The sequence below is a fragment of the Pseudoalteromonas thalassia genome (assembly GCF_049257215.1).
GTDB classification, from domain to species: Bacteria; Pseudomonadota; Gammaproteobacteria; order Enterobacterales; family Alteromonadaceae; genus Pseudoalteromonas; species Pseudoalteromonas lipolytica_C.
The window spans coordinates 322901-344325 of sequence record NZ_JBMMUE010000001.1; the positions used below are offsets into that span (position 1 = coordinate 322901).

Here is a 21425-nt window from a genome sequence, read left to right on the forward strand (position 1 = left end):
GCGAGGATAAATTTAATGTGTGGTATCGTTGGCATAGTCGGCACTTCTCCTGTTAATCAGGCGTTATATGACGGCTTAACTGTTTTGCAACACCGTGGTCAAGATGCAGCGGGCATCATTACCATTGAAAACAACACGTTTAGCTTACGCAAAGCCAATGGCCTAGTGAAAGATGTGTTTCATACCCGTCATATGAAACGTCTGCAAGGCACTATTGGTATTGGCCATGTACGCTATCCGACAGCTGGTTCATCTAGCTCGTCTGAGGCGCAACCTTTCTATGTTAACTCGCCATTTGGTATTGCGCTTGCGCACAATGGTAACTTAACAAATGCAGAAGCATTAAAGCAGCAATTATTTTCAGAAGCTCGCCGTCATGTTAATACAACATCAGACTCTGAAATCTTACTTAATATTGTGGCGCATGAGTTAAGTAAGTCAAATAAGCTTAAGTTAGATGCAGAAGATATTTTCACCGCGGTAACCGAAGTTAATAACAAAGTGACAGGTGGTTATGCAACGATTGCAATGATCATTGGCCACGGTATTGTTGCTTTTCGTGACCCTAACGGTATTCGTCCATTAGTTTTTGGTAAGCGTGAAACTGCAAATGGCACTGAATATATGTTTGCATCTGAAAGCGTTGCATTAAAAACTGATGGTTTTGAGTTTGTGCGTGATGTTGCGCCAGGTGAAGCAATTTACGTTACTGAAGACGGTCAGTTTTTCTCGCAAGCGTGTGCAGAAAAAGCTACTTACTCACCATGTATCTTCGAGTTTGTTTACTTTGCGCGCCCAGATTCAACAATTGACCGTATGTCTGTTTATGCAACGCGTGTAAACATGGGTACTAAGTTAGGTGAAAAAATCGCTCGCGAATGGGCCGACAAAGACATCGACGTTGTTATTCCAATTCCTGAAACATCATGTGATGTAGCACTTGAGATTGCCTCAGCTCTTAACTTGCCATACCGGCAAGGTTTTGTTAAAAACCGTTACATTGGCCGTACTTTCATTATGCCTGGTCAAGAGATGCGTAAAAAATCAGTTCGTCAAAAACTGAATGCTATTGACCGTGAGTTCAAAGGTAAAAACGTATTACTTGTTGATGACTCAATTGTTCGTGGTACAACGTCAGCACAAATCGTTGAGATGGCTCGTGAGTCAGGTGCAAAGAACGTTTACTTCGCTTCAGCTGCGCCTGAGATTCGCTTCCCGAACGTATATGGTATCGACATGCCATCAGCTGCAGAGTTAATTGCTCATGGTCGTGAAGTTGAAGATATCAATGCTAGCATTGGTGCGGATGGTCTCATCTATCAATCGCTAGATGACTTGATTGCGGCGGTTAGCCAAGAGAACCCTGAAATCACTCGTTTCGAAACGTCTGTATTTGATGGCCAGTACATCACCGGCGATATTGATCAAGAGTACCTAAACCACATTGACCGTTTACGTAACGATTCAGCAAAATCAACGCGTGAAAATGCTATGTCTGCGGGTTTAGAACTTCATAATCAAGAAGAAAATAGCGCTGACTAGTCACTGTTTTCAAGATGATAAAAAAGGAGCTTTGCAGCTCCTTTTTTGTTTTGGAAAGAAAGGAAATAATAATGAAATCAAGTAAACATGGGGTGAACAATACCGTTTGTCCAGAGTATAGCTGTTGCAGCTAAAATAATTACTAACAGAATAAGCCCGCAAGTAACGACCGAGCTTGCATAAATAAAACCTCTTTCCTCAGGAATGTGCATGAGAATAGGCACGCCTGTGTAAAGTAGGTAAACAGAATAGGCCAGTGCTACTAAGCCAACACACACTACAAACCAAAGCTCTGGCAAAAATGCTGCAAATGACGACATAAACACTGGCGTTGCTGTATAAGCGGCAAGTTCTAGCGTTTGTGTAAAAGTGGGTTTAGCACCAAATGTTACTGCCATCCAATGAGCTAGATAAGCAAGCGCAAATACGCCTACTATGAGTGCAAAATACATCGCTACTGCGATCATCAATGCACTATCATGGGTTAAAAATACAGCTTCACCAGAACCAATACTCCATCCTAAGTGAACCGACGAATAGTAGCCCATAATTGAAGGGATACATGCAATTAATAGGATATGAGATAGGCTATAGCGCAAACTCTCATGGCGATTATCAATCGTTTGCCATTCTTCGAGTGGATGGGCGTATAAGCCCCATAAGTGGTTTAAAATCATAATTGTTGCCCCTGTAAAAAAGGAATAGTAGCTGTTTTATTTTTGTACAGCTTTGATTAAGTTATGGTTCAGTAATTAAATCTTGTCAAGAAGCTGAAATAATCGAAACAGTCGATTGAATGTAACTCTTTAGTGCATATAGGAAATTACTTTGCACTGATATGGGTCATGGAATGCAGGCTTAATTATGTGGTAAAATCAAACCAAGATTTTTGATGAGAAGTTATTCAGTGCCTTATTCTGATTTGTTAGCGCCAATTCATGCTTTTTTAAAGTGCGAAACGCCTGATGAGTGGATTGCTGCGGCAACCAAAAAAGAAAACTTAGATATAGTTTTAATCGATCACCTTATTTGTGAGTTAAAAGCGGCGCAAAGCGCGATGTTCTTAATTCGCAAATATGCAGTTGATAAAGAAAGTAGCGACGCTTTACTTGAATGGTTGAAGCCTTTTGAGACACTTATTTACAAGCGTGAAGGTGATTGGCGAGAGCTTGCAGATAAAAACAAGCTGACTAAGTCGATGATCCCAAAATCAAACTCTCCTTATGGGCAAGATCTCATTGATAAAATGGTCATGCTTATTAAAGAAGAGCTGCACCACTTCTATCAAGTGTTGGAGATCATGGATGAATACGGTATTGAATATAAAAGCATTACCCCATGTCGTTATGCTAAAGGGATGCTGCGCCATGTGAAAACTTACGAGCCTGATGCTTTGGTTGATAAGTTAATTATCGGTGCTTACATCGAAGCCCGCTCATGTGAGCGCTTTGCTAAATTAGCCCCGCATGTTGATAAGTGCTTAGGTGATTTTTATATCTCACTCCTGCGCTCTGAAGCGCGCCATTATCAAGATTATCTAACCCTTGCCCAAGAAATCAGTGAGTTTGATATCACAGAGCGTGTTGAGCTCTTTGCTCAACTAGAAGCCGATCTTATTTTAACACCTGATGAAGATTTTAAGTTTCACAGTGGTGTGCCCGCATAAACAGCTTCCCATCAAGTTCTGTAATAATTTGGTGGGATCTGTGTACTTTTCTATATTTTTTACAACTCCTTGCTGTCGCATGTTGTAAGTGTAAATACTCACTAACATGTAGTTTTATAAGTTTTTATTCCTACTTAATTTGGTTAATTGGTTTTATCTTTTTGGTTTAGTGTACTATTTTTTAGTTATATTTGATGTTCCCAAATCATAATTGTTTGCATCGTGTGCTTAAAAAATGGAGAAGCCATGCTAGATCCGCAATCAACTTTTAAATTTATAGAGCCAAGCGTAAACCCCCCAAAAAAAGTAACAACTTGGAAAATTTTAACTGTTGAAGATGATGCTGACTATCAGCAAGCACTGTTAAATAGTTTTAAAGCTATCAGTCTTGACAGTGGAGATGAGTTACATGTTTTGACTGCAGATTCTGCGTTAGAAGCTGCGTCAATTCTATCCCAGCATAAAGATATCGCGTTGGTATTTATAGATGTTGTGATGGAAGAGGATGATTCTGGTTTAAGATTGGTCAACAGTATCCGTAATGTGCTGGGTAGAAATGATATGCGCATTGTTCTACTAACAGGCCAACCAAGTTTTGCACCTGAGCAGCAGGTCATGGATACACTCGATATTGATGAGTACTGGAACAAGTCAGATATGACTGCGGAAAAGCTAAAATCTATTGTTAGCAGTCATCTTCGTACTTATCAGTATATTTCGCAAATTTCTAATGCCAAACAAGGGCTACAGCTGGTACTTGATGCGGCAAGAAGCATTAATAGCAAAAATAACATTCACTCATTTTCTCAAGCTGTTTTAGACGAAATTGGCAAAATTTTACAATTATCGAATGGTGGGGGAGTGATATGTGTTGGAAATAGCAAATTAGCTTTAGCTGAGGTTATTTCTTGCAGTGGTTGCTATAAAGGACTTGAAGGCAAAAGTCTTTCATCAGAATTTTTAAGCTCTGAGGTGCAAGATAATATCGAAAAAGCAGTTGAAACTCGCCAGCACGTATTTTCAACGCACTATAGTGTCTTTTATTTTACCACGCAGAATGTTGATGTGAATTACTACATCACAATTGTTAAATCTGATAACCAAATAGAAGAACATAATATCTATCTATTGCAGGTATTTAGTGAGAATGTGAGCACTGGCTTTGCAAACATTGCATTAATGAACCGGTTAACAGAGCTTGCCTATACAGATGTTACGCTGAATATGCCTAATCGAAATTGGCTGTTACGTGAAATTGATATGATGAATGCAGAGGAGCTGGCAAATACTCATTTAGTTATCTTTGAAATTTTGCAGTTTGATGAAAAGTCATTTCGTTTTGGTTATGAGTTTTGTAAGAAAACCCATAAAAAAATGCAAAGTAATATTCAGCAACAACTTCAAGCCTATTATCCTCGCATAGCGTTATTTAAAAATGACAGCTTGGGAGTATTGGTTGCTAGCGAGGTATTCAAAGATGAGCAGTTAATTGACTCGCTAAAACAGCAATCTTTCGAAATTGACGGGGTAAAGCAGTTTTTAAATGTGCGCATTTTGGTTATGCAACTAGATGCGTTTCCTGAGCATTCAGCCGAGCAAATTTTCAATCTTGCAGAATCAACACTTAGTGAAGAAAAGTCGCAAATGGCTGAGCTACTTTGTTATTCTGCTAAAAGCACTGAAGCAATCACACGCCGTTATTCATTAATGCAAGAGCTGCGCACTGCGATTCGTAAAAAACAACTTAAAGTGGCATTACAGCCTAAAGTTAGTTTAAGCACAAATGAAGTGGTAGGCTTTGAGGCGCTAGCACGTTGGCAGCTAGATAGTGGTGCTTTTGTCCCTTCTGACGAGTTTATTGAGCTTGCTGAAACAGCTGGACTAATAAGTGAATTAGATAAGCTTATTTTTGATAAAATATTACAAATAATAAATCAGTTAGCAGAACGAGGTTTCACCATACCTATTGCGTTTAATGTATCTACGTATGATTTGTTGTCAGCAAGTTATTTTGATGAAATTCAAGCGCGCTTAGCTGAGCATCAAATATCCCCAGAACTACTTGAGCTAGAAGTGACAGAGACTCAAGCTATCTTTAATTATGAAAAAATAAATGCACGTTTGTGTCAATTTGCTGCACTTGGCATGAAAATTAGTATTGATGATTTTGGTACGGGCTACTCCTCACTTGAACATATTAGTAGAATTCCTGCACAGATCATCAAAATAGATAGGTGTTTCGTAGACAAAATTAATGAATCAAGATCAAACCAGCATATTATTGAAATGATTATGATGCTGGCTGAAAAATTTGGTTTTCAAGTAACCGCTGAAGGTATTGAAACAGAAGCTGAGCACCAATGGCTTAAACAGTTAGGTTGTAGCTTTGGGCAAGGATATTACTACGCAAAGCCAATGTTTTTTGAAGATGCACTTGAGTGGCTGCAAAGCTGGTCTGAAAAGTAATGGTAGAAAAAGCGGTTTCGCAACTAAATGCGCTGCGTAAAAAGTCCATTATTAAATTAGCTATTGCGCTTGGGGTATGTGTAGCAATTAGCTTACTTGTGTTTTTACTTTTTTATCAAATAAAAAAAACTAATGTAGGTCTTTTGCAAGATAACACTTTGCATGCGACACATAGTATTTTTAGCCGGGAGCTCGGTGATGTTAGAAAAGTAGTAAAGTTATTAGTTGCAGATCAGTCTTTAAAGCGCAATGACGTGTCAACGGTATCAGCAGAACAAATTCGTTATTTAAATAACGTACTAAATCATTTTACTGATTTTGGCTTGGCTGCAGGCACAATTTCACAGATCCGCTGGTTAGATACACAAGGGCAGGAGCGACTGCGAGTTAATTTCAAAGCTGGGATTGCAGAGGTTGTACCTGAGCAACAGTTACAAAATAAACGAAACCGATATTATTTTACTGAGGGAATGCAGCTAAAAAATAATAATATCTACATCTCTCCTATTGATCTAAATGTTGAGTTTGGTGAGGTAGTGACACCTTTTCAGCCAACCTTAAGAGCTTCCTTTCGAACCTTGCCCGATGATTATCTTTTAGATGGGTTAATTGTGGTTAATTTTGATTTATCGTCGACATTAAATCATATCAAGGAGCTTGGTTCTGCGAAGGCTCAGGTGCAATTAATTAATGGTGAAGGATATTGGTTACTTCATCCTAATAAAGCAATGGAATGGGGCTTTATGTTAGCGCAGCCCGATTTAAGCCTGAAAAAAAATGACCCAGCGCTGTGGAACACAATGATTAGCGCAGCGAGTTCAAAACAGCTCGTTATTTCAAAGAGCATGTCGGCTAGTTTCTTAAAAATGAACTTGGGTAACGCTAATAGCCAACTCGTTGAAAACGATATTTTCATGTTAGTGAGTGCCAGTGACGGGGTTGTTGATGCGGTATATATTCAGTCTTTAGTAACCGCTTTAGTTTTTGGCTTACTTCTTGTTGCTTTATCAATATATTATCAACTGCGTAGTTTTCGTTATCAGAGCAAGATTATTCAAACCTCAATCAACTTGGAAATTGAGCAGCAAGAATTACTAACGGCTAACACTAAATTACAGCGGTATATAAAACAGCAACACGAATTACAGGGAGAATTGATTGAGGCAAAAAGGCTTTCATCGCTTGGTTTAATGGTTGCGGGTGTTGCCCATGAAATGAATACTCCTCTAGGCGGGGCTGCGATTTCACTGTCTAATGCCGAAATGATAAACCAAAAATTACAAAAGCAAATTGAGCAGGGGCTAACTAAAGAGTTTTTAGAAACGAGTATCGAGGGGATCGATGTTAACTTAAAATTGTCTAAAGTAAATTTAGATAAAGCTATTTGTCATGTTAAAAGCTTTAAAGAAATGGCGCACGACAGAACAAATGATAACCATATAAAATGTGATATAAATAAAGTCATTGAAGACTTATTACTCGGATTAAAGTCACGATTGAAGACCTTCAATGTGACAGTGCAAACTGATATAGAAATTAACAGAGAGATCGTTACTCGGCCAGGTGTCATTTCCCAAATTATTGAGAGCTTAATTGTTAATGCCATCTCACATGCATTCACAGAGCAAGACAATAAATTGATAGTTTTACGGGTGTTCGAAGAAAAATATAATAGCTTGTGTATCACTTTATCTGATAATGGTGTTGGTATTGATGATTCATTACGCAGCAATCTATTTGAGCCCTTTGTAACAACCTCAAGAAAACATGGCCATACAGGTCTTGGGCTGTACTTAGTTTATCAATGGGTAACAGAGATATTAGAGGGGCGAATAAGCTTAATTAGTCGTCACGATTTACCTGCTAATATTGCCACACAATTTAAAATAACTATTCCCTTGAAAGCCCAAGAGACAGTGGTTAAATAGTCAAATTTTACTTAGCAAGCGTTTAATTTTGTTGATCTCGATATCACTGAATTCATAGTGACGTAAAATTTTCTCAAGTCCACCACTGGCAAGTAATTCTTCTACGCCAATTCGTAGGCTATTTTGAAAGTGGAGTGCTTGAGGATGGCTTTTGGCGCTTATTACATGTAAATACTGGCTGGCTAAATAAGGCTTAAGCACACTAACTTGCTTTTCTTTGAATGCACGCAAACGCTCATTATTATCTAACCAATATTGGCCGACTTCTTTGCTGCCAGCAACAAGATCAACTCGCCCATTAAGTAAAAGCAGTAAGCTGTCAGCAAGGCTATCTGCGGTAACAATCGTTAGCTGAGGATGGCTTTCAAAGCTATCACTCACTACATAATCTTCCCCTTTACTAATTGTATAAGGAGCAAGCGAATATAAAGATCCCGTATAGAGAATGTCAGTATCGGCACGTTTAAATAATACCGTATTGGCAACGGCTAAAGGGTGTGAATAATAATAATCAGCTGCTCTGGCATGATTATGAAATGCGCCGAGTACCGCAACACGCTTATTTCTTTTAGCAAGTTTCAGTGCACGAGCCCAATGTGTATATTCTATGCTGGCTTTTTGCCCTTGAGTTTTTAATGCGGCAACAATAACTTCATGTAACCAACCAGGCTTACTCTGATCACCAATAAAATAGGGAGGAAAAGGCTCAGTGACCAACTGCCAGGTTTGGCTATTAATCGAAAAGCTAAGTACTAAACAGCTACACAAGTATATAAATCGGTTCACCTAACATGCCCGTTTTTATTTGATACACAACTAAAGCATAGCTAATAAACTGATGATTTAAAGCGGAGTGTAAATTAGCTCTTGTTTATCTGGAGTTACTCTTAGGTATGACCCTTGTTCATACCAATCACCCAGCACGGTGCGAGTATGGGTCTCGCCATTAACATTATAGTAGTGAACATTAGGGCGGTGGGTATGACCATGGATCATATTCTTAACCTGATGTTTTTTAAACATGGTTAATACCGCATCTTCTGTAACATCAAGAATTTCTAATGCTTTACCAGCTTGGCTTTGTTTTGATTTTTCGCGGGCGTTGCGAGCAATCTTCTTGCGATACCAAAGCGGCATAGCAAGCATTAATTTTGGCCACCACCAACCACGGCTTTTTTTGCGAAACTTTTGATATTCAACATCTTGGGTGCACATTTCATCACCATGCAGGATAACCGTTGGGGTGCCGTATAAATCAATAACAACTTGTTCGGGTAATAAAGTCATACTCGCGCTTTTGGCATAGCCTTCACGCATAATGAAATCGCGGTTACCATGAATAAAAAACACCTTAGTACCACTTTCACTTACCTGGCTTAAACGTGTGGCAACGCTCACTGAAAGGTCAGTTTGATAGTCATCACCTACCCATACTTCAAAAAAGTCACCTAAAATATACAAGGCATCAACGTCATCATTAATAATCTTGCTATCAAGAAAATCAAAAAATGCCGCAGTGATGTCTGGGCGGTTTTCTGTTAAGTGGAGATCGGCAATAAAATAACTTTGTTTCATGGTTACTCGCAAAAAAGCGGGCAAAGGCCCGCTTAAAAAAGTACTAAACGATTAAATTAGCTAACCGTTACTTTTTCGATAATTACATCTTCAAGTGGTACGTCTTGGTGGAAACCTGCGCTGCCAGTTGCAACACCTTTGATTTTGTTTACCACGTCCATACCTTCAACAACTTCTGCAAACACGCAGTAGCCCCAGCCTTGTGAAGTTTCACTGCTGAAGTTTAAGAAGTCATTGTCGTTAACGTTAATGAAAAACTGCGCAGTTGCTGAATGTGGATCCGGCGTGCGCGCCATTGCTAATGTGCCTACTTTATTCGCAAGGCCATTGTTTGCTTCATTTTCGATAGGGTTGTTTACTTCTTTTTGAACCATACCTGGCTCAAAGCCACCGCCTTGTACCATAAAACCATCAATTACACGGTGAAAGATAGTGCCGTTGTAAAAGCCAGAGTTTGCATACTCTAAGAAGTTTTTAACTGTGTTTGGTGCATCGTTTTCGTGCATTTTGATGGTGATGTCACCAAAGTTTGTGTGTAGTACAACCATGAGGTTTCCTATATCTGGTTTAATAATGGGGCTATTTTATAGTAGTTGTCTTTGATTAACAAAGAGCTTGTTTAAAACGATTAACAAAGTGCTTATTCAATTGATAAAGCGCTAGAGCAGCGGCTTTGCAAGTGTTAACATAGAGAATCTCGAAACACCGTTAAGGACATTTTATAAATGGTACAAATTTACAACACACTTACGCGACAAAAAGAGCAGTTTAAACCCCTTGTTGATGGCAAAATCGACATGTATGTGTGTGGTATCACCATTTATGATTACTGCCATATCGGTCATGCACGTACATTTGTAGGGTTTGACGTAATTGTTCGTTACCTTCGTCACATCGGCTACGATTTAAAATATGTACGTAACATCACCGATGTTGACGACAAAATTATCAAACGTGCTAACGAAAACGGCGAGTCTATCAATGATTTAACGACTCGCATGACTAAAGCAATGCATGAAGACTTCGACAGCTTAAATATGTTGCGTCCTGATGTTGAGCCAACCGTAACAAACCATATGGATGAAATCATCGCTATGGTTGAACGTTTAATTGCGAAAGGCCATGCCTACATTGCAGCTGATGGTGATGTATTGTTTGATGTCTCTACATTTGAGCAATACGGTGCTTTATCACAACAAGACTTAACCATGCTACAAGCAGGTTCACGCGTTGAAGTTGCTCAAGATAAGCAAGATCCACTTGATTTCGTGCTATGGAAAAAAGCCAAGCCAGGTGAGCCTTCGTGGTCATCACCATGGGGTGAGGGTCGTCCAGGATGGCACATCGAATGTTCGGCAATGAGCTCTAAGCATTTAGGTGAGCATTTTGATATTCACGGTGGTGGTTCAGATTTACAATTCCCACACCATGAAAACGAAATTGCTCAGTCATGCTGTGCAAATAACGGCAAGTACGTTAATACGTGGATCCACACAGGTATGGTACAGGTTAATAAAGAGAAGATGTCTAAGTCATTAAACAACTTCTTTACCGTGCGTGACGTATTGAAAGAGTACGATGCTGAGTCAGTTCGTTACTTCTTAATTTCAGGTCATTACCGTAGCCAGCTTAACTATTCGCAAGAAAATTTAGAGCAAGCACGTTCGTCACTTGAGCGTATTTACACCGCACTGCGCGGGGTAACACCAATCGAATGTGATTTAGCCAGCAATGAATACGTGGCTAAATTCAGAAAAGCGATGGATGATGACTTTAATACGCCAGAAGCACTACCTGTGTTATTTGAGCTTGCGAAAGAACTAAACCGTGTTAAAGACAGCGATGCAGAACAAGCTGGTAAGTTGGCTTATGTACTTCGCAGTGTTGCAGAGGTATTAGGCGTTGCACAACAAGACCCAGAAGCCTTCCTACAAGGTGGCCAAGCTGATGACGAAGTCGCACACATCGAAGCCTTGATTGCAAAACGTAACGAAGCTCGTGCCAGCAAAGATTGGGCAGCAGCTGATGAAGCCCGTGATGCACTTAATGCACTCGGTGTTGTACTCGAAGATTCTGCGGGTAAAACAACATGGCGTAAAGCTTAAGTATCCACCGAGATATTACAAATTGAAAAGGTTGCCAAGAGGCAACCTTTTTTGTTTTTAACTGGACATAGCTATTGACCTAAACCTTACTTGAGGTTTTATTTTTACGCTACTTTTCACTAACAAGGACTTACATTGAATATCTTACTTGCCATGATCCCTGCTTTTTTATGGGGTACTACCTATGCTGTGACTAAATATGCCACTCCAGATTGGCCGCCATTATTATTAGGTGCATTGCGCGCATTGCCTGCAGGATTATTACTTTTATTACTTAAGCCTAGTTTACCAACTCGTTCACAGTGGCCAAGTTTATTGACTTTAGGTGCTGTGAATATAGCGCTGTTTTTTGCGTTTATTTTTATCATGGCGGTGAATCTTCCTGCAGCTATTGCTGGGGTGGGGATGGTGTCAGTGCCGGTTGTCGCTTTGCTGTATGCATGGATTGTAAAAGGACAGCGTCCAGCAAGAGTTCAAGCATTTTGCGCCATAGCCTTGGTTGTACTGGCGTGGTTATTGTTTGATCCAGCTTACGTCACATTAAATGTATTGGGAGTGGCGGCTTTATTGGGTGCCTTACTTACTATTGTGATTGGTAGCACCTTAGTACAAAGTTTGTCGGTGCATATACATTGGTGGGTTGTGCTTACTTGGCAATTAATCATTGGTGGCAGCATATTATTGCTAGCTGCTTTTATCGATGGAAGTTTGCTAAACCCAGAGCAATACCAAGTGGTATTTGAGCCAATTTCAGCGCTGCAATACTCTGCGCTATTTTGGTTAATCGTGCCCAATACTGCCATTGCCTATACTCTGTATGTTTGGTTATTAGGGCGCATGAGTGTGGCTGAGTTTTCATTTGGCACCATTGCCAACCCAATCGCGGGAATAGTATGCGCTGTTTTGCTCATAAACGAACAATACCAAGACTGGCAATACCTATTGATGTTTATGATGATTGTATTTTCAGTGCTACCTCAGATGCTAAAGCTTAAGCAGTTAAAACTACAACGCTCTTAATACCAACCCGCAATAATACTTAATCATTTTGAGGGATAAAACCTGTCGCTAACTGCGTTAAAAATTTCTCATTTAGAACAACTAAATAACGAAATTTTTGCCTTGTTATCAACGAGGTTTTATTGCCTCAAAATAGACTACTTAATTAAGCGGATTGGTATAAAACCAAAAAAAAGGCTGCCCATTGGCAGCCTTTTGCAATAATTTAGCTCTTCTTAGCTGTGATATTTTTCACATGCTTCAAGCGTATTTTCAATTAAGCTTGCCACAGTCATCGGGCCAACACCACCTGGTACAGGTGTAATGAAATGCGCTTTTTGTTCAGCAACATCATATTGAACATCACCAACAAGTTTACCTGATTCAAGACGGTTAATACCCACATCAATCACAATAGCGCCTTCTTTCACCCAGTCACCCGGAATGAATTCAGGTTTACCAACCGCAACCACTAATAAATCAGCGCGGCGAACATGTGTTTCTAAATCTTGTGTAAACTTGTGACATACCGTTGTTGTACAGCCAGCAAGTAAAAGCTCAAGCGACATAGGACGACCAACAATGTTAGAAGCACCAACAACGACTGCATGCATCCCTTTATAGCGAACACCTGTAGAGTCGAGTAGGGTGATGATCCCCTTTGGCGTACAAGGACGAAGTGCCGGCATACGCTGTGCTAAACGACCAATATTGTAAGGGTGGAAACCATCAACATCTTTATGAGGAGTAATACGCTCAAGAATTTTTTCAGCATCAAGGCCTTGTGGTAAAGGCAGTTGCACTAAGATACCGTCTACTTCTTTGTCTTCATTAAGTTGGTCAATTAAAGCAAGTAAGTCGTGTTCTGTGGTGTCGCCAGGTAAATCGTAAGACTTAGATACAAAGCCGACTTCTTCACATGCTTTACGCTTAGAGCCAACATAGACTTGGCTTGCTGGGTCTTGACCAACTAACACTACTGCTAGTCCTGGTGCACGTAAACCGTTTGCTACACGCTCTGCAACACGTTCAGCTACATTACTGCGTACTTGTTTAGCTATTGCTTTACCATCGATGATGTTTGCCGTCATGGGTGACCTTTCATTGGGGTTAGTTAACTTGATACTGATACATCAAAATATGATCATCCAATAAAGGGGGCGTGGATACACAAATCATGTTTGTTTGATCATATTTATTAATGTTGTGTATTTTCGCAGAAAAGCATCATAGCGCCAAGATGCAATTGTATATAAAGCGATACTTTATAAAAAAGAGTTCAAATTTTAGCTTATATTTGCAATATTTAACCATTATGAACTAAAAGTGACCGATTGAATTATTTTCTTAAAAAAAAGTTTGACCTAACACGGCCAAATCACTATTATGCACCCCGTTGTTAACGAGGTCACTCGCAAACAACAGTAAGCATCGGCGATTAGCGCAGTTTGGTAGCGCACTTGGTTTGGGTCCAAGGGGTCGCAGGTTCAAATCCTGCATCGCCGACCACTTCTTCTTTAAGAAGCGGTGCTTACAGGCAAACTTTTGAAGTTTTCGATGCGCCCGTAGCTCAGCTGGATAGAGCAACGCCCTTCTAAGGCGTTGGTCGAAGGTTCGAATCCTTCCGGGTGCGCCATTTGAAAATATGTAAATGCCGTGGTGATTGTAGCTCAGTTGGTAGAGCCCCGGATTGTGATTCCGGTTGTCGTGGGTTCGAGCCCCATCAGTCACCCCAATTTACTTAAGATATCGGCGATTAGCGCAGTTTGGTAGCGCACTTGGTTTGGGTCCAAGGGGTCGCAGGTTCAAATCCTGCATCGCCGACCACTTTTCTAAAGTGGTCTTAATTTTCAAAGCTTCTCTCTGTATCGGCGATTAGCGCAGTTTGGTAGCGCACTTGGTTTGGGTCCAAGGGGTCGCAGGTTCAAATCCTGCATCGCCGACCACTTTTAAAGATTTATGGTCAAAGAACGATTGGTTTGGGTATGTCCAATTCAGTCGCAGGTTCAAATCCTGCATCGCCGACCACTTTTAAAGATTTATGGTCAAAGAACGATTGGTTTGGGTATATCCAATTCAGTCGCAGGTTCAAATCCTGCATCGCCGACCACTTCTTAATATCTAAATACCTCCTTTAAATCAGCCTAATTTAATTTTGTTATTTTACTGCGTTCGTTTTTTCAGCACTTAAACGCTGAATGCTGCTATATACGCCAAATAATTGCCCCCTAGACTCGACTATCATAAATATTAGGTTATAATGCCGCGTCTATTGTTTAACATAGTGCCCATAGAGGCAAAGCAGCAATGGTATCTCATGGTTACAATGCGCCGTTTTAAGTTGAATTTTTCAGCATTAAAACTTGCTATCACTCATGGAGATCACCTTGTTTGTAAGGAAGGCGAACAGTCGCCAAAATTGAAGATTGAGGTAAATCATGCAAGTTTCTGTTGAGACGACTCAAGGCCTTGAGCGCCGTCTGACCATCACCGTTCCTGCAGAGAACGTTGAGACTGAAGTTAAAAAACGCTTACAACAACTGTCTAAAACCCAGCGTATCGATGGTTTCCGCCCAGGTAAAGTACCTGCGTCTATCATCAACAAGCGTTACGGTGCAGCAGTGCGTCAAGAAGTTGCTGGCGAATTAATGCAACGCAACTACATCGAAGCAATCGTTTCAGAAAAAATTAACCCAGCGGGTGCTCCAACTTTCGCACCTAAAGCATTAGAAGCTGGTAAAGATTTAGAATTCGATGCAACGTTTGAAGTTTACCCAGAAGTTGAAATCCAAGGTTTAGATAAAATTGCTGTTGAAAAACCAGCAGTATCTGTAACTGACGAAGACCTAGCTAACATGCTAGAAACTTTACGTAAGCAACACGCTTCTTGGGCTGAAGTTGATGCAGCTGCAGGCGAGAACGATCGCGTAACTATCGACTTCGTTGGTTCTATCGACGGTGAAGAGTTCGAAGGCGGTAAAGCTGAAGACTTCCCACTAGAACTTGGTCAAGGTCGTATGATCCCAGGTTTTGAAGACAACATCGTTGGTAAAAAAGCGGGCGAAGAAGTTGTTGCTGAAGTAACTTTCCCTGAAGAGTACCATGCTGAAAACCTTAAAGGTAAAGCTGCTTCTTTCGCAATCACTGTTAAGAAAGTTGAAACTCAAGAGCTTCCTGAGCTTAACGATGAGTTCGCAACTAAATTCGGTGTAGCTGAAGGCGGTGTTGACGCTCTTAAAGAAGAAGTTAAAAAGAACATGACACGTGAGCTTGACCAAGCGGTTAAAGCTAACGTTAAAGACCAAGCTATCAAAGGTCTTTTAGCTAACAACGAAATCGAAGTGCCTAAAGCGCTAGTTGATCAAGAAATTGATGCACTACGTCAGCAAGCTGCACAACGTTTTGGTGGCGATGCTAAAAACATGCCTGAGCTTCCAGCTGAATTATTCCACGAGCAAGCTGTAACTCGCGTTAAGACTGGCCTATTACTAGGTGAAGTTATCAAGGCGAACGAGCTTAAAGTTGACGACGCTAAAGTTGAAGAGTTAATCGCAACTGTAGCTTCTGCATATGAAGATCCAACTGAAGTTGTAGAATACTACAAGTCAAATGATCAACTTATGCAACAAATGCGTAACGTAGCGATGGAAGAGCAAGCAGTTGAAGCTATCCTAGCTAAAGCAAACGTGACTGAAGTTGAAAAAGCATTCGACGACATCATGAATCCACAGCAAGGTGCTTAATAAGTCATTGACTTAAGCTCTCGCTAGCGATTAAATGGCTCGTGTTACTCTGTATATTTACAGCGTACCCGGGCCATTTTAGTTTGTGGTAGCAAGTTTCACAAAAACCGACAATACTAGATGTTATTTCAGAACATTTTTCAGTAAAGATTGAAATAGTGCCGAACCGTTCACATATAGTTAAAAAGATTGAACAGTTACTTTAATTAACATTAGTATTAATGTGCTTTCCTTATAGTAAGGATGAGTCGCAGCGGATAAGGAATTAAATAAGAATGAATAGCGGTATGATAGACCCTCTAAACGCATTAGTCCCTATGGTTGTTGAGCAAACAGCAAAAGGGGAGCGCTCATATGATATTTACTCACGTCTTTTAAAAGAGCGCATTATTTTCTTAACAGGCCAAGTTGAAGATAACATGGCAAACCTGATTCTTGCACAAATGCTGTTTTTAGAATCAGAAAACCCAGAAAAAGATATTTATCTTTATATCAATTCGCCAGGTGGCTCTGTAACTGCTGGTATGGCAATCTACGATACAATGAATTTCATTAAACCTGATGTAAGCACTATTTGTGTGGGTCAAGCAGCTAGTATGGGTGCTTTTTTGTTATCAGGTGGCGCTAAAGGTAAGCGTTTTTGTTTACCTAACTCACGCGTGATGATCCACCAACCATTAGGTGGTTTCCAAGGTCAAGCATCTGACTTCGAAATTCATGCGCGCGAAATCTTATCGATTAAAGATAAGTTAAACCGTTTGATGGCAGAGCACACAGGTCAACCATTAGAGGTCGTATCACGCGATACTGACCGTGATAACTTTATGACCGCAAGCGAAGCGGTTGAATACGGCCTAGTTGACTCTGTATTCTCTAGCCGCGAAACGAAGTAATCTGAATAGCTAATAATAACGTATTGTTAGCTATCACCCTTTACTATGCGAAAACTGATATTCTTTGATATAGTTAAACATAGTGAATTAGCAGTAGCCCAGTGCTGCTGCCAACGTAATAAATGAGGTAGCTGAATGTCTGACACTCCTACAGACGGCGACAAAAGTAATAAATTGTTATACTGCTCTTTTTGTGGCAAAAGCCAGCATGAAGTTCGTAAACTTATTGCAGGCCCTTCAGTATACATTTGTGATGAATGTGTTGAGCTGTGTAATGATATCATCAGGGAAGAAATCAAAGACATTGCGCCTAAGCATAATGCGTCTGATAAATTGCCTGTTCCAAAAGAAATTCGTAATCACTTAGATGATTATGTTATTGGCCAAGATCATGCAAAAAAAGTGCTGTCGGTAGCGGTATACAATCACTACAAACGCCTTCGCAATCAAAGTATTAATGCAGAAATTGAGCTAGGTAAGAGTAACATCCTATTAATTGGTCCTACTGGTAGTGGTAAAACATTACTTGCTGAAACCATGGCTCGTTTGCTCGATGTACCTTTCACTATGGCTGATGCGACTACGCTAACAGAAGCAGGTTATGTTGGTGAAGATGTTGAAAACATCATTCAAAAGCTACTGCAAAAATGTGACTACGACGTTGAGAAAGCGCAGCGTGGTATTGTTTACATTGATGAAATTGACAAGATTTCTCGTAAGTCTGATAACCCATCGATCACTCGTGACGTATCGGGCGAAGGTGTGCAACAAGCGTTACTTAAACTGATTGAAGGTACGGTTGCTTCTGTACCACCACAAGGTGGACGTAAGCATCCGCAGCAAGAATTCTTGCAAGTTGATACATCGAAGATTCTATTTATTTGTGGCGGTGCATTTGCTGGCCTTGATAAAGTGATCGAACAGCGTAGCCACAAAAATACAGGTATTGGTTTTGGCGCTCAAGTTAAGCAATCGGCAAGTAGCCGTAGTTTAAGCGAAACGTTTAAAGATGTAGAGCCAGAAGATCTTGTTAAATACGGTTTAATACCAGAATTTATTGGTCGTCTTCCTGTTGTCGCTACACTGACAGAACTAGATGAAGCGGCACTTATTCAAATTCTTAGCGAACCAAAGAATGCTCTAACTAAGCAATTCTCTGCATTATTTGCAATGGAAGATGTTGAGCTTGAGTTCCGTGAAGATGCGCTCAGTGCGATTGCTCACAAAGCAATGGAGCGTAAAACAGGTGCACGTGGCTTGCGTTCAATTGTTGAGGGTGTGTTACTTGATACTATGTATGAGTTGCCTTCAATGGATGATGTAAGCAAAGTGGTTATTGATGAAACCGTTATTAAAGGTGAATCAGACCCAATCTTAATTTACCAAAGTGGTAATCAAGACAAAGCTGCATCAGAATAAAGCTTTAATAGGTTATTATTTAATCAGTTAAGTATAAAAAAGGAGCCAAAGGCTCCTTTTTTTACAAATATGTTGAACTTTCCCTTACATATCCCCATATACTTGAGTAATCTTTAAAATAAATGAAGTGCGAAGAGAATATAATGACGCTTGAGAGAACCGATCGAGTCGAAATCCCCGTGTTGGCACTGCGCGATGTTGTGGTATACCCGCACATGGTGATCCCGCTATTTGTTGGTCGTGAAAAATCAATAAAATGCCTAGAAGCGGCGATGGACAAGGACAAACAAATTTTCCTAGTGGCGCAAAAAGACGCCTCTGTTGATGATCCGCAGCAAGACGATATCTACCGTGTTGGCACGATTGCCACAGTACTTCAGTTATTAAAACTACCTGATGGCACCGTTAAAGTGTTGGTTGAAGGCACTCAACGCGCGAAAGTAGAAACATTTCTAGACAATGATGATTTCTTTGTAGCTGAAGCGCAGTTTATTGAGTCAAACCATATTGATGAACAAGAGCAGGATGTCTTCATACGCAGCGCAATTAGCCAATTTGAAGGCTATGTAAAGCTTAATAAGAAGATTCCACCAGAAGTACTCACTTCTGTATCAGGTATTGATGAAGCCGCACGTCTTGCAGATACTATGGCAGCTCATATGCCACTGAAAGTGCCTGAAAAGCAAAAAGTACTTGAGATAGCTGATGTCACTGAGCGTCTTGAATACCTAATGGCGCTGATGGAAGGTGAAATTGACTTACTGCAAGTTGAGAAGAAAATCCGTACTCGCGTTAAAAAGCAGATGGAAAAATCGCAGCGAGAGTATTACCTCAACGAGCAAATGAAAGCGATTCAAAAAGAGCTTGGCGAACTTGATGATGTACCCGATGAATTCGAAGCAATTAAAAAACGCATCGAAGAGTCAGGTATGCCTAAAGAAGCGCAAGAAAAAGCGAATGCAGAGTTATCTAAATTAAAAATGATGTCGCCTATGTCGGCTGAAGCAACCGTAGTGCGCTCGTACATTGATACGCTTATCAATGTGCCTTGGAAAAAACGCTCTAAGGTGAAAAAAGACTTAGCTGGCGCACAAAAGATTTTAGACAGCGATCATCATGGTCTAGATAAAGTAAAAGAACGCATTATTGAGTATCTTGCGGTACAACAACGTACTAATAAACTCAAAGGCCCAATTTTATGTTTAGTCGGCCCTCCTGGTGTGGGTAAAACCTCATTAGGTCAGTCAATTGCACGTTCTACTGGTCGTAAATATGTTCGTATGGCACTTGGTGGCGTTCGTGATGAAGCTGAAATTCGTGGTCATCGTCGTACTTACATTGGTTCTATGCCTGGTAAGTTAATCCAGAATATGACCAAAGTCGGCGTGAAAAACCCATTATTCTTATTAGATGAAATCGATAAGATGTCTTCTGATATGCGTGGTGACCCAGCATCAGCATTACTTGAGGTGCTTGATCCTGAGCAAAATAGTCATTTTGCTGATCATTACCTAGAAGTTGATTACGATTTATCAGACGTAATGTTCGTTGCAACATCAAATAGCTTCAACATTCCTGGCCCATTACTAGACCGTATGGAGGTTATTCGTCTATCGGGTTACACCGAAGACGAGAAGCTGAATATTGCTAAGCAGCATTTAATTCCAAAGCAAGTGAAGCGTAATGGCCTAAAAGAGGGTGAAGTTGAAATAGCTGATAGTGCAATTATTGGTATTATTCGCTACTACACTCGCGAAGCCGGTGTGCGTAACCTAGAGCGCGAAGTATCTAAACTTTGCCGTAAAGCTGTTAAGAATATCTTGCTAGATAAAGGCACTAAAAAAGTGACTATCGATGAAGATAATCTAGAAGAGTTTTTAGGTGTACAACGCTTTGACTATGGGAAAGCTGAAGATGGTGACCGCATTGGTCAAGTAACCGGATTAGCGTGGACTGAAGTAGGTGGTGATTTACTGACTATCGAATCAGCTGCTGTTCCAGGTAAAGGTAAACTTACTTTCACCGGTTCACTTGGTGATGTAATGCAAGAGTCGATTCAAGCGGCCATGACGGTTGTTCGTAATCGTGCTGAAAAATTACGTATTAATAGCGACTTCCATGAAAAACGTGATATCCATGTTCACGTACCAGAAGGAGCAACACCAAAAGATGGCCCAAGTGCGGGTATTGCAATGGTAACTGGTTTAGTCTCGAGCTTAACAGGTAACCCGGTACGTTCTGATGTTGCTATGACAGGTGAAATCACCCTACGTGGTGAAGTGTTACCGATTGGTGGCTTAAAAGAAAAGTTACTAGCGGCTCATCGTGGTGGTATTAAAACCGTTATTATTCCAAAAATTAACGAACGTGACTTAAAAGAGATCCCAGACAATGTATTAGAGGGCCTTGAAATTCACCCAGTTACATGGATTGATGACGTTTTAAAACTGGCTTTAAAGCACCCAGTTGAGAGTTTTTCTGTCGAAACTGAAAAAAACCAGTAAAAAACCGCAAAAAAGTGCATTTAGGGGCTTTTCAAATACTAAGGGTATGATAAGTTAAGCACTAGTTTTCAAGCCTAGGCCTTATGTGGCCTAGGGTTGAGAAAAATATAATAAACTGAGCATAAATTTAATTTGCTTATAAATTTTCAAAACAGTGATGTTATTTTTTAAAAAATAATCGCTCTTGATAATAACAATGAAAGAGGATGATATTGTGAATAAATCTCAATTAATCGATCAAATCGCAGCTGACGCTGACATTTCTAAAGCGGCTGCAGGTCGTGCACTAGATTCATTCATCGAGGCTGTTTCAGGCGCTCTTAAAGATGGCGACTCAGTGGCGCTTGTTGGCTTTGGTACTTTCTCAGTACGTGAGCGTGCAGCACGTTCAGGTCGTAACCCGCAAACTGGTGAGACTATCCAGATTGCTGCGGCAAATATCCCTTCTTTCAAAGCAGGTAAAGCGCTGAAAGACGCAGTAAACTAATCAATAAGATTAGTTGGTGAGGATACCTAAGGACACTTAAATAGAATTTAGGTAACTTATCACCAGTTACTTCAAGTGAAAAAGCGTATCTGGTAAGA

At 40.3% G+C, this 21425-nt stretch carries 16 protein-coding genes and 5 tRNA genes; 16 read left to right on the plus strand and 5 right to left on the minus strand.

Annotated features, from left to right (window positions below):
- Positions 1-15 precede the first annotated feature (15 nt).
- Complete coding sequence (purF, locus tag AAEU31_RS01555; protein ID WP_135923972.1) at positions 16-1542, plus strand: amidophosphoribosyltransferase; 1527 nt, start codon at positions 16-18, stop codon at positions 1540-1542.
- A gap of 77 nt (positions 1543-1619) precedes the next feature.
- On the opposite strand, the gene AAEU31_RS01560 is transcribed toward purF, so the two are convergent.
- Positions 1620-2219, minus strand: a complete 600-nt coding sequence (locus AAEU31_RS01560; protein WP_135923973.1) for a Yip1 family protein — start codon at positions 2217-2219, stop codon at positions 1620-1622.
- 230 nt (positions 2220-2449) lie between these two features.
- Here AAEU31_RS01560 and miaE point away from each other — a divergent pair, with 230 nt between their 5' ends.
- From miaE to AAEU31_RS01575, 3 genes are all read left to right on the plus strand, one after another.
- The gene (gene miaE / locus AAEU31_RS01565) at positions 2450-3208 is read left to right on the plus strand and encodes a tRNA isopentenyl-2-thiomethyl-A-37 hydroxylase MiaE (protein ID WP_421966307.1); all 759 of its coding nucleotides are present in this window, start codon (positions 2450-2452) and stop codon (positions 3206-3208) included.
- A gap of 246 nt (positions 3209-3454) precedes the next feature.
- The gene (locus AAEU31_RS01570) at positions 3455-5674 is read left to right on the plus strand and encodes an EAL domain-containing response regulator (RefSeq protein WP_421966220.1); all 2220 of its coding nucleotides are present in this window, start codon (positions 3455-3457) and stop codon (positions 5672-5674) included.
- Positions 5674-7602 (plus strand): sensor histidine kinase, encoded by a 1929-nt coding sequence (locus tag AAEU31_RS01575; protein WP_421966221.1) that lies wholly within the window; start codon positions 5674-5676, stop codon positions 7600-7602. The genes AAEU31_RS01570 and AAEU31_RS01575 overlap by 1 nt, the downstream gene beginning before the upstream one ends.
- Here the strand turns inward: AAEU31_RS01575 and AAEU31_RS01580 are convergent, their stop codons facing one another.
- From AAEU31_RS01580 to ppiB, 3 genes are read right to left on the minus strand one after another with little or no spacing between them, the layout of a single operon-like run.
- Positions 7603-8388, minus strand: a complete 786-nt coding sequence (locus AAEU31_RS01580; protein WP_421966222.1) for a substrate-binding periplasmic protein — start codon at positions 8386-8388, stop codon at positions 7603-7605.
- A gap of 57 nt (positions 8389-8445) precedes the next feature.
- Positions 8446-9177, minus strand: coding sequence for a UDP-2,3-diacylglucosamine diphosphatase (locus tag AAEU31_RS01585; protein WP_421966223.1), 732 nt, complete (start codon positions 9175-9177; stop codon positions 8446-8448).
- A gap of 56 nt (positions 9178-9233) precedes the next feature.
- On the minus strand, positions 9234-9725 hold the full coding sequence (gene ppiB / locus AAEU31_RS01590) for a peptidylprolyl isomerase B (protein WP_135923978.1): 492 nt from the start codon (positions 9723-9725) through the stop codon (positions 9234-9236).
- 177 nt (positions 9726-9902) lie between these two features.
- Between ppiB and cysS the strand changes: the two genes are divergently transcribed.
- Both cysS and AAEU31_RS01600 read left to right on the plus strand, forming a co-directional pair.
- Positions 9903-11282, plus strand: coding sequence for a cysteine--tRNA ligase (gene cysS, locus AAEU31_RS01595; RefSeq protein ID WP_135923979.1), 1380 nt, complete (start codon positions 9903-9905; stop codon positions 11280-11282).
- A gap of 135 nt (positions 11283-11417) precedes the next feature.
- Entirely contained in the window at positions 11418-12302 is an 885-nt protein-coding gene (locus AAEU31_RS01600; RefSeq protein WP_421966224.1) for a DMT family transporter, read from the plus strand.
- Positions 12303-12517: 215 nt separating this feature from the next.
- Here the strand turns inward: AAEU31_RS01600 and folD are convergent, their stop codons facing one another.
- Positions 12518-13372, minus strand: coding sequence for a bifunctional methylenetetrahydrofolate dehydrogenase/methenyltetrahydrofolate cyclohydrolase FolD (gene folD / locus AAEU31_RS01605; protein WP_135923981.1), 855 nt, complete (start codon positions 13370-13372; stop codon positions 12518-12520).
- A 341-nt stretch (positions 13373-13713) separates the two neighbouring features.
- On the opposite strand from folD, the gene AAEU31_RS01610 reads away from it, so the two are divergent.
- The 10 genes from AAEU31_RS01610 (at position 13714) to AAEU31_RS01655 (ending at position 21327) form a co-directional block, all read left to right on the plus strand.
- A tRNA-Pro gene (locus AAEU31_RS01610) sits at positions 13714-13790 on the plus strand.
- 50 nt (positions 13791-13840) lie between these two features.
- Positions 13841-13917, plus strand: a tRNA-Arg gene (locus AAEU31_RS01615).
- A gap of 23 nt (positions 13918-13940) precedes the next feature.
- Positions 13941-14016 (plus strand) — tRNA-His (locus AAEU31_RS01620).
- Positions 14017-14031: 15 nt separating this feature from the next.
- Positions 14032-14108 (plus strand) — tRNA-Pro (locus AAEU31_RS01625).
- Between the two features lie 42 nt (positions 14109-14150).
- Positions 14151-14227: transfer RNA gene (locus tag AAEU31_RS01630), tRNA-Pro, on the plus strand.
- Positions 14228-14719: 492 nt separating this feature from the next.
- Positions 14720-16024: a trigger factor gene (gene tig, locus AAEU31_RS01635; protein ID WP_135923982.1), complete on the plus strand. Its 1305-nt coding sequence runs from the start codon at positions 14720-14722 to the stop codon at positions 16022-16024.
- A gap of 275 nt (positions 16025-16299) precedes the next feature.
- Complete coding sequence (gene clpP / locus AAEU31_RS01640; RefSeq protein WP_135923983.1) at positions 16300-16917, plus strand: ATP-dependent Clp endopeptidase proteolytic subunit ClpP; 618 nt, start codon at positions 16300-16302, stop codon at positions 16915-16917.
- A 135-nt stretch (positions 16918-17052) separates the two neighbouring features.
- Positions 17053-18336 carry an ATP-dependent protease ATP-binding subunit ClpX gene (clpX, locus tag AAEU31_RS01645; protein ID WP_135923984.1) on the plus strand — a complete coding sequence of 428 codons (1284 nt, stop codon included), beginning with the start codon at positions 17053-17055 and terminating at the stop codon, positions 18334-18336.
- Positions 18337-18479: 143 nt separating this feature from the next.
- A complete protein-coding gene (gene lon / locus AAEU31_RS01650) occupies positions 18480-20840 on the plus strand; it encodes an endopeptidase La (RefSeq protein ID WP_421966225.1) in 2361 nt (786 codons plus the stop codon).
- Positions 20841-21036: 196 nt separating this feature from the next.
- Positions 21037-21327, plus strand: a complete 291-nt coding sequence (locus AAEU31_RS01655; RefSeq protein WP_175580427.1) for an HU family DNA-binding protein — start codon at positions 21037-21039, stop codon at positions 21325-21327.
- The last annotated feature ends 98 nt before the right edge of the window (positions 21328-21425 follow it).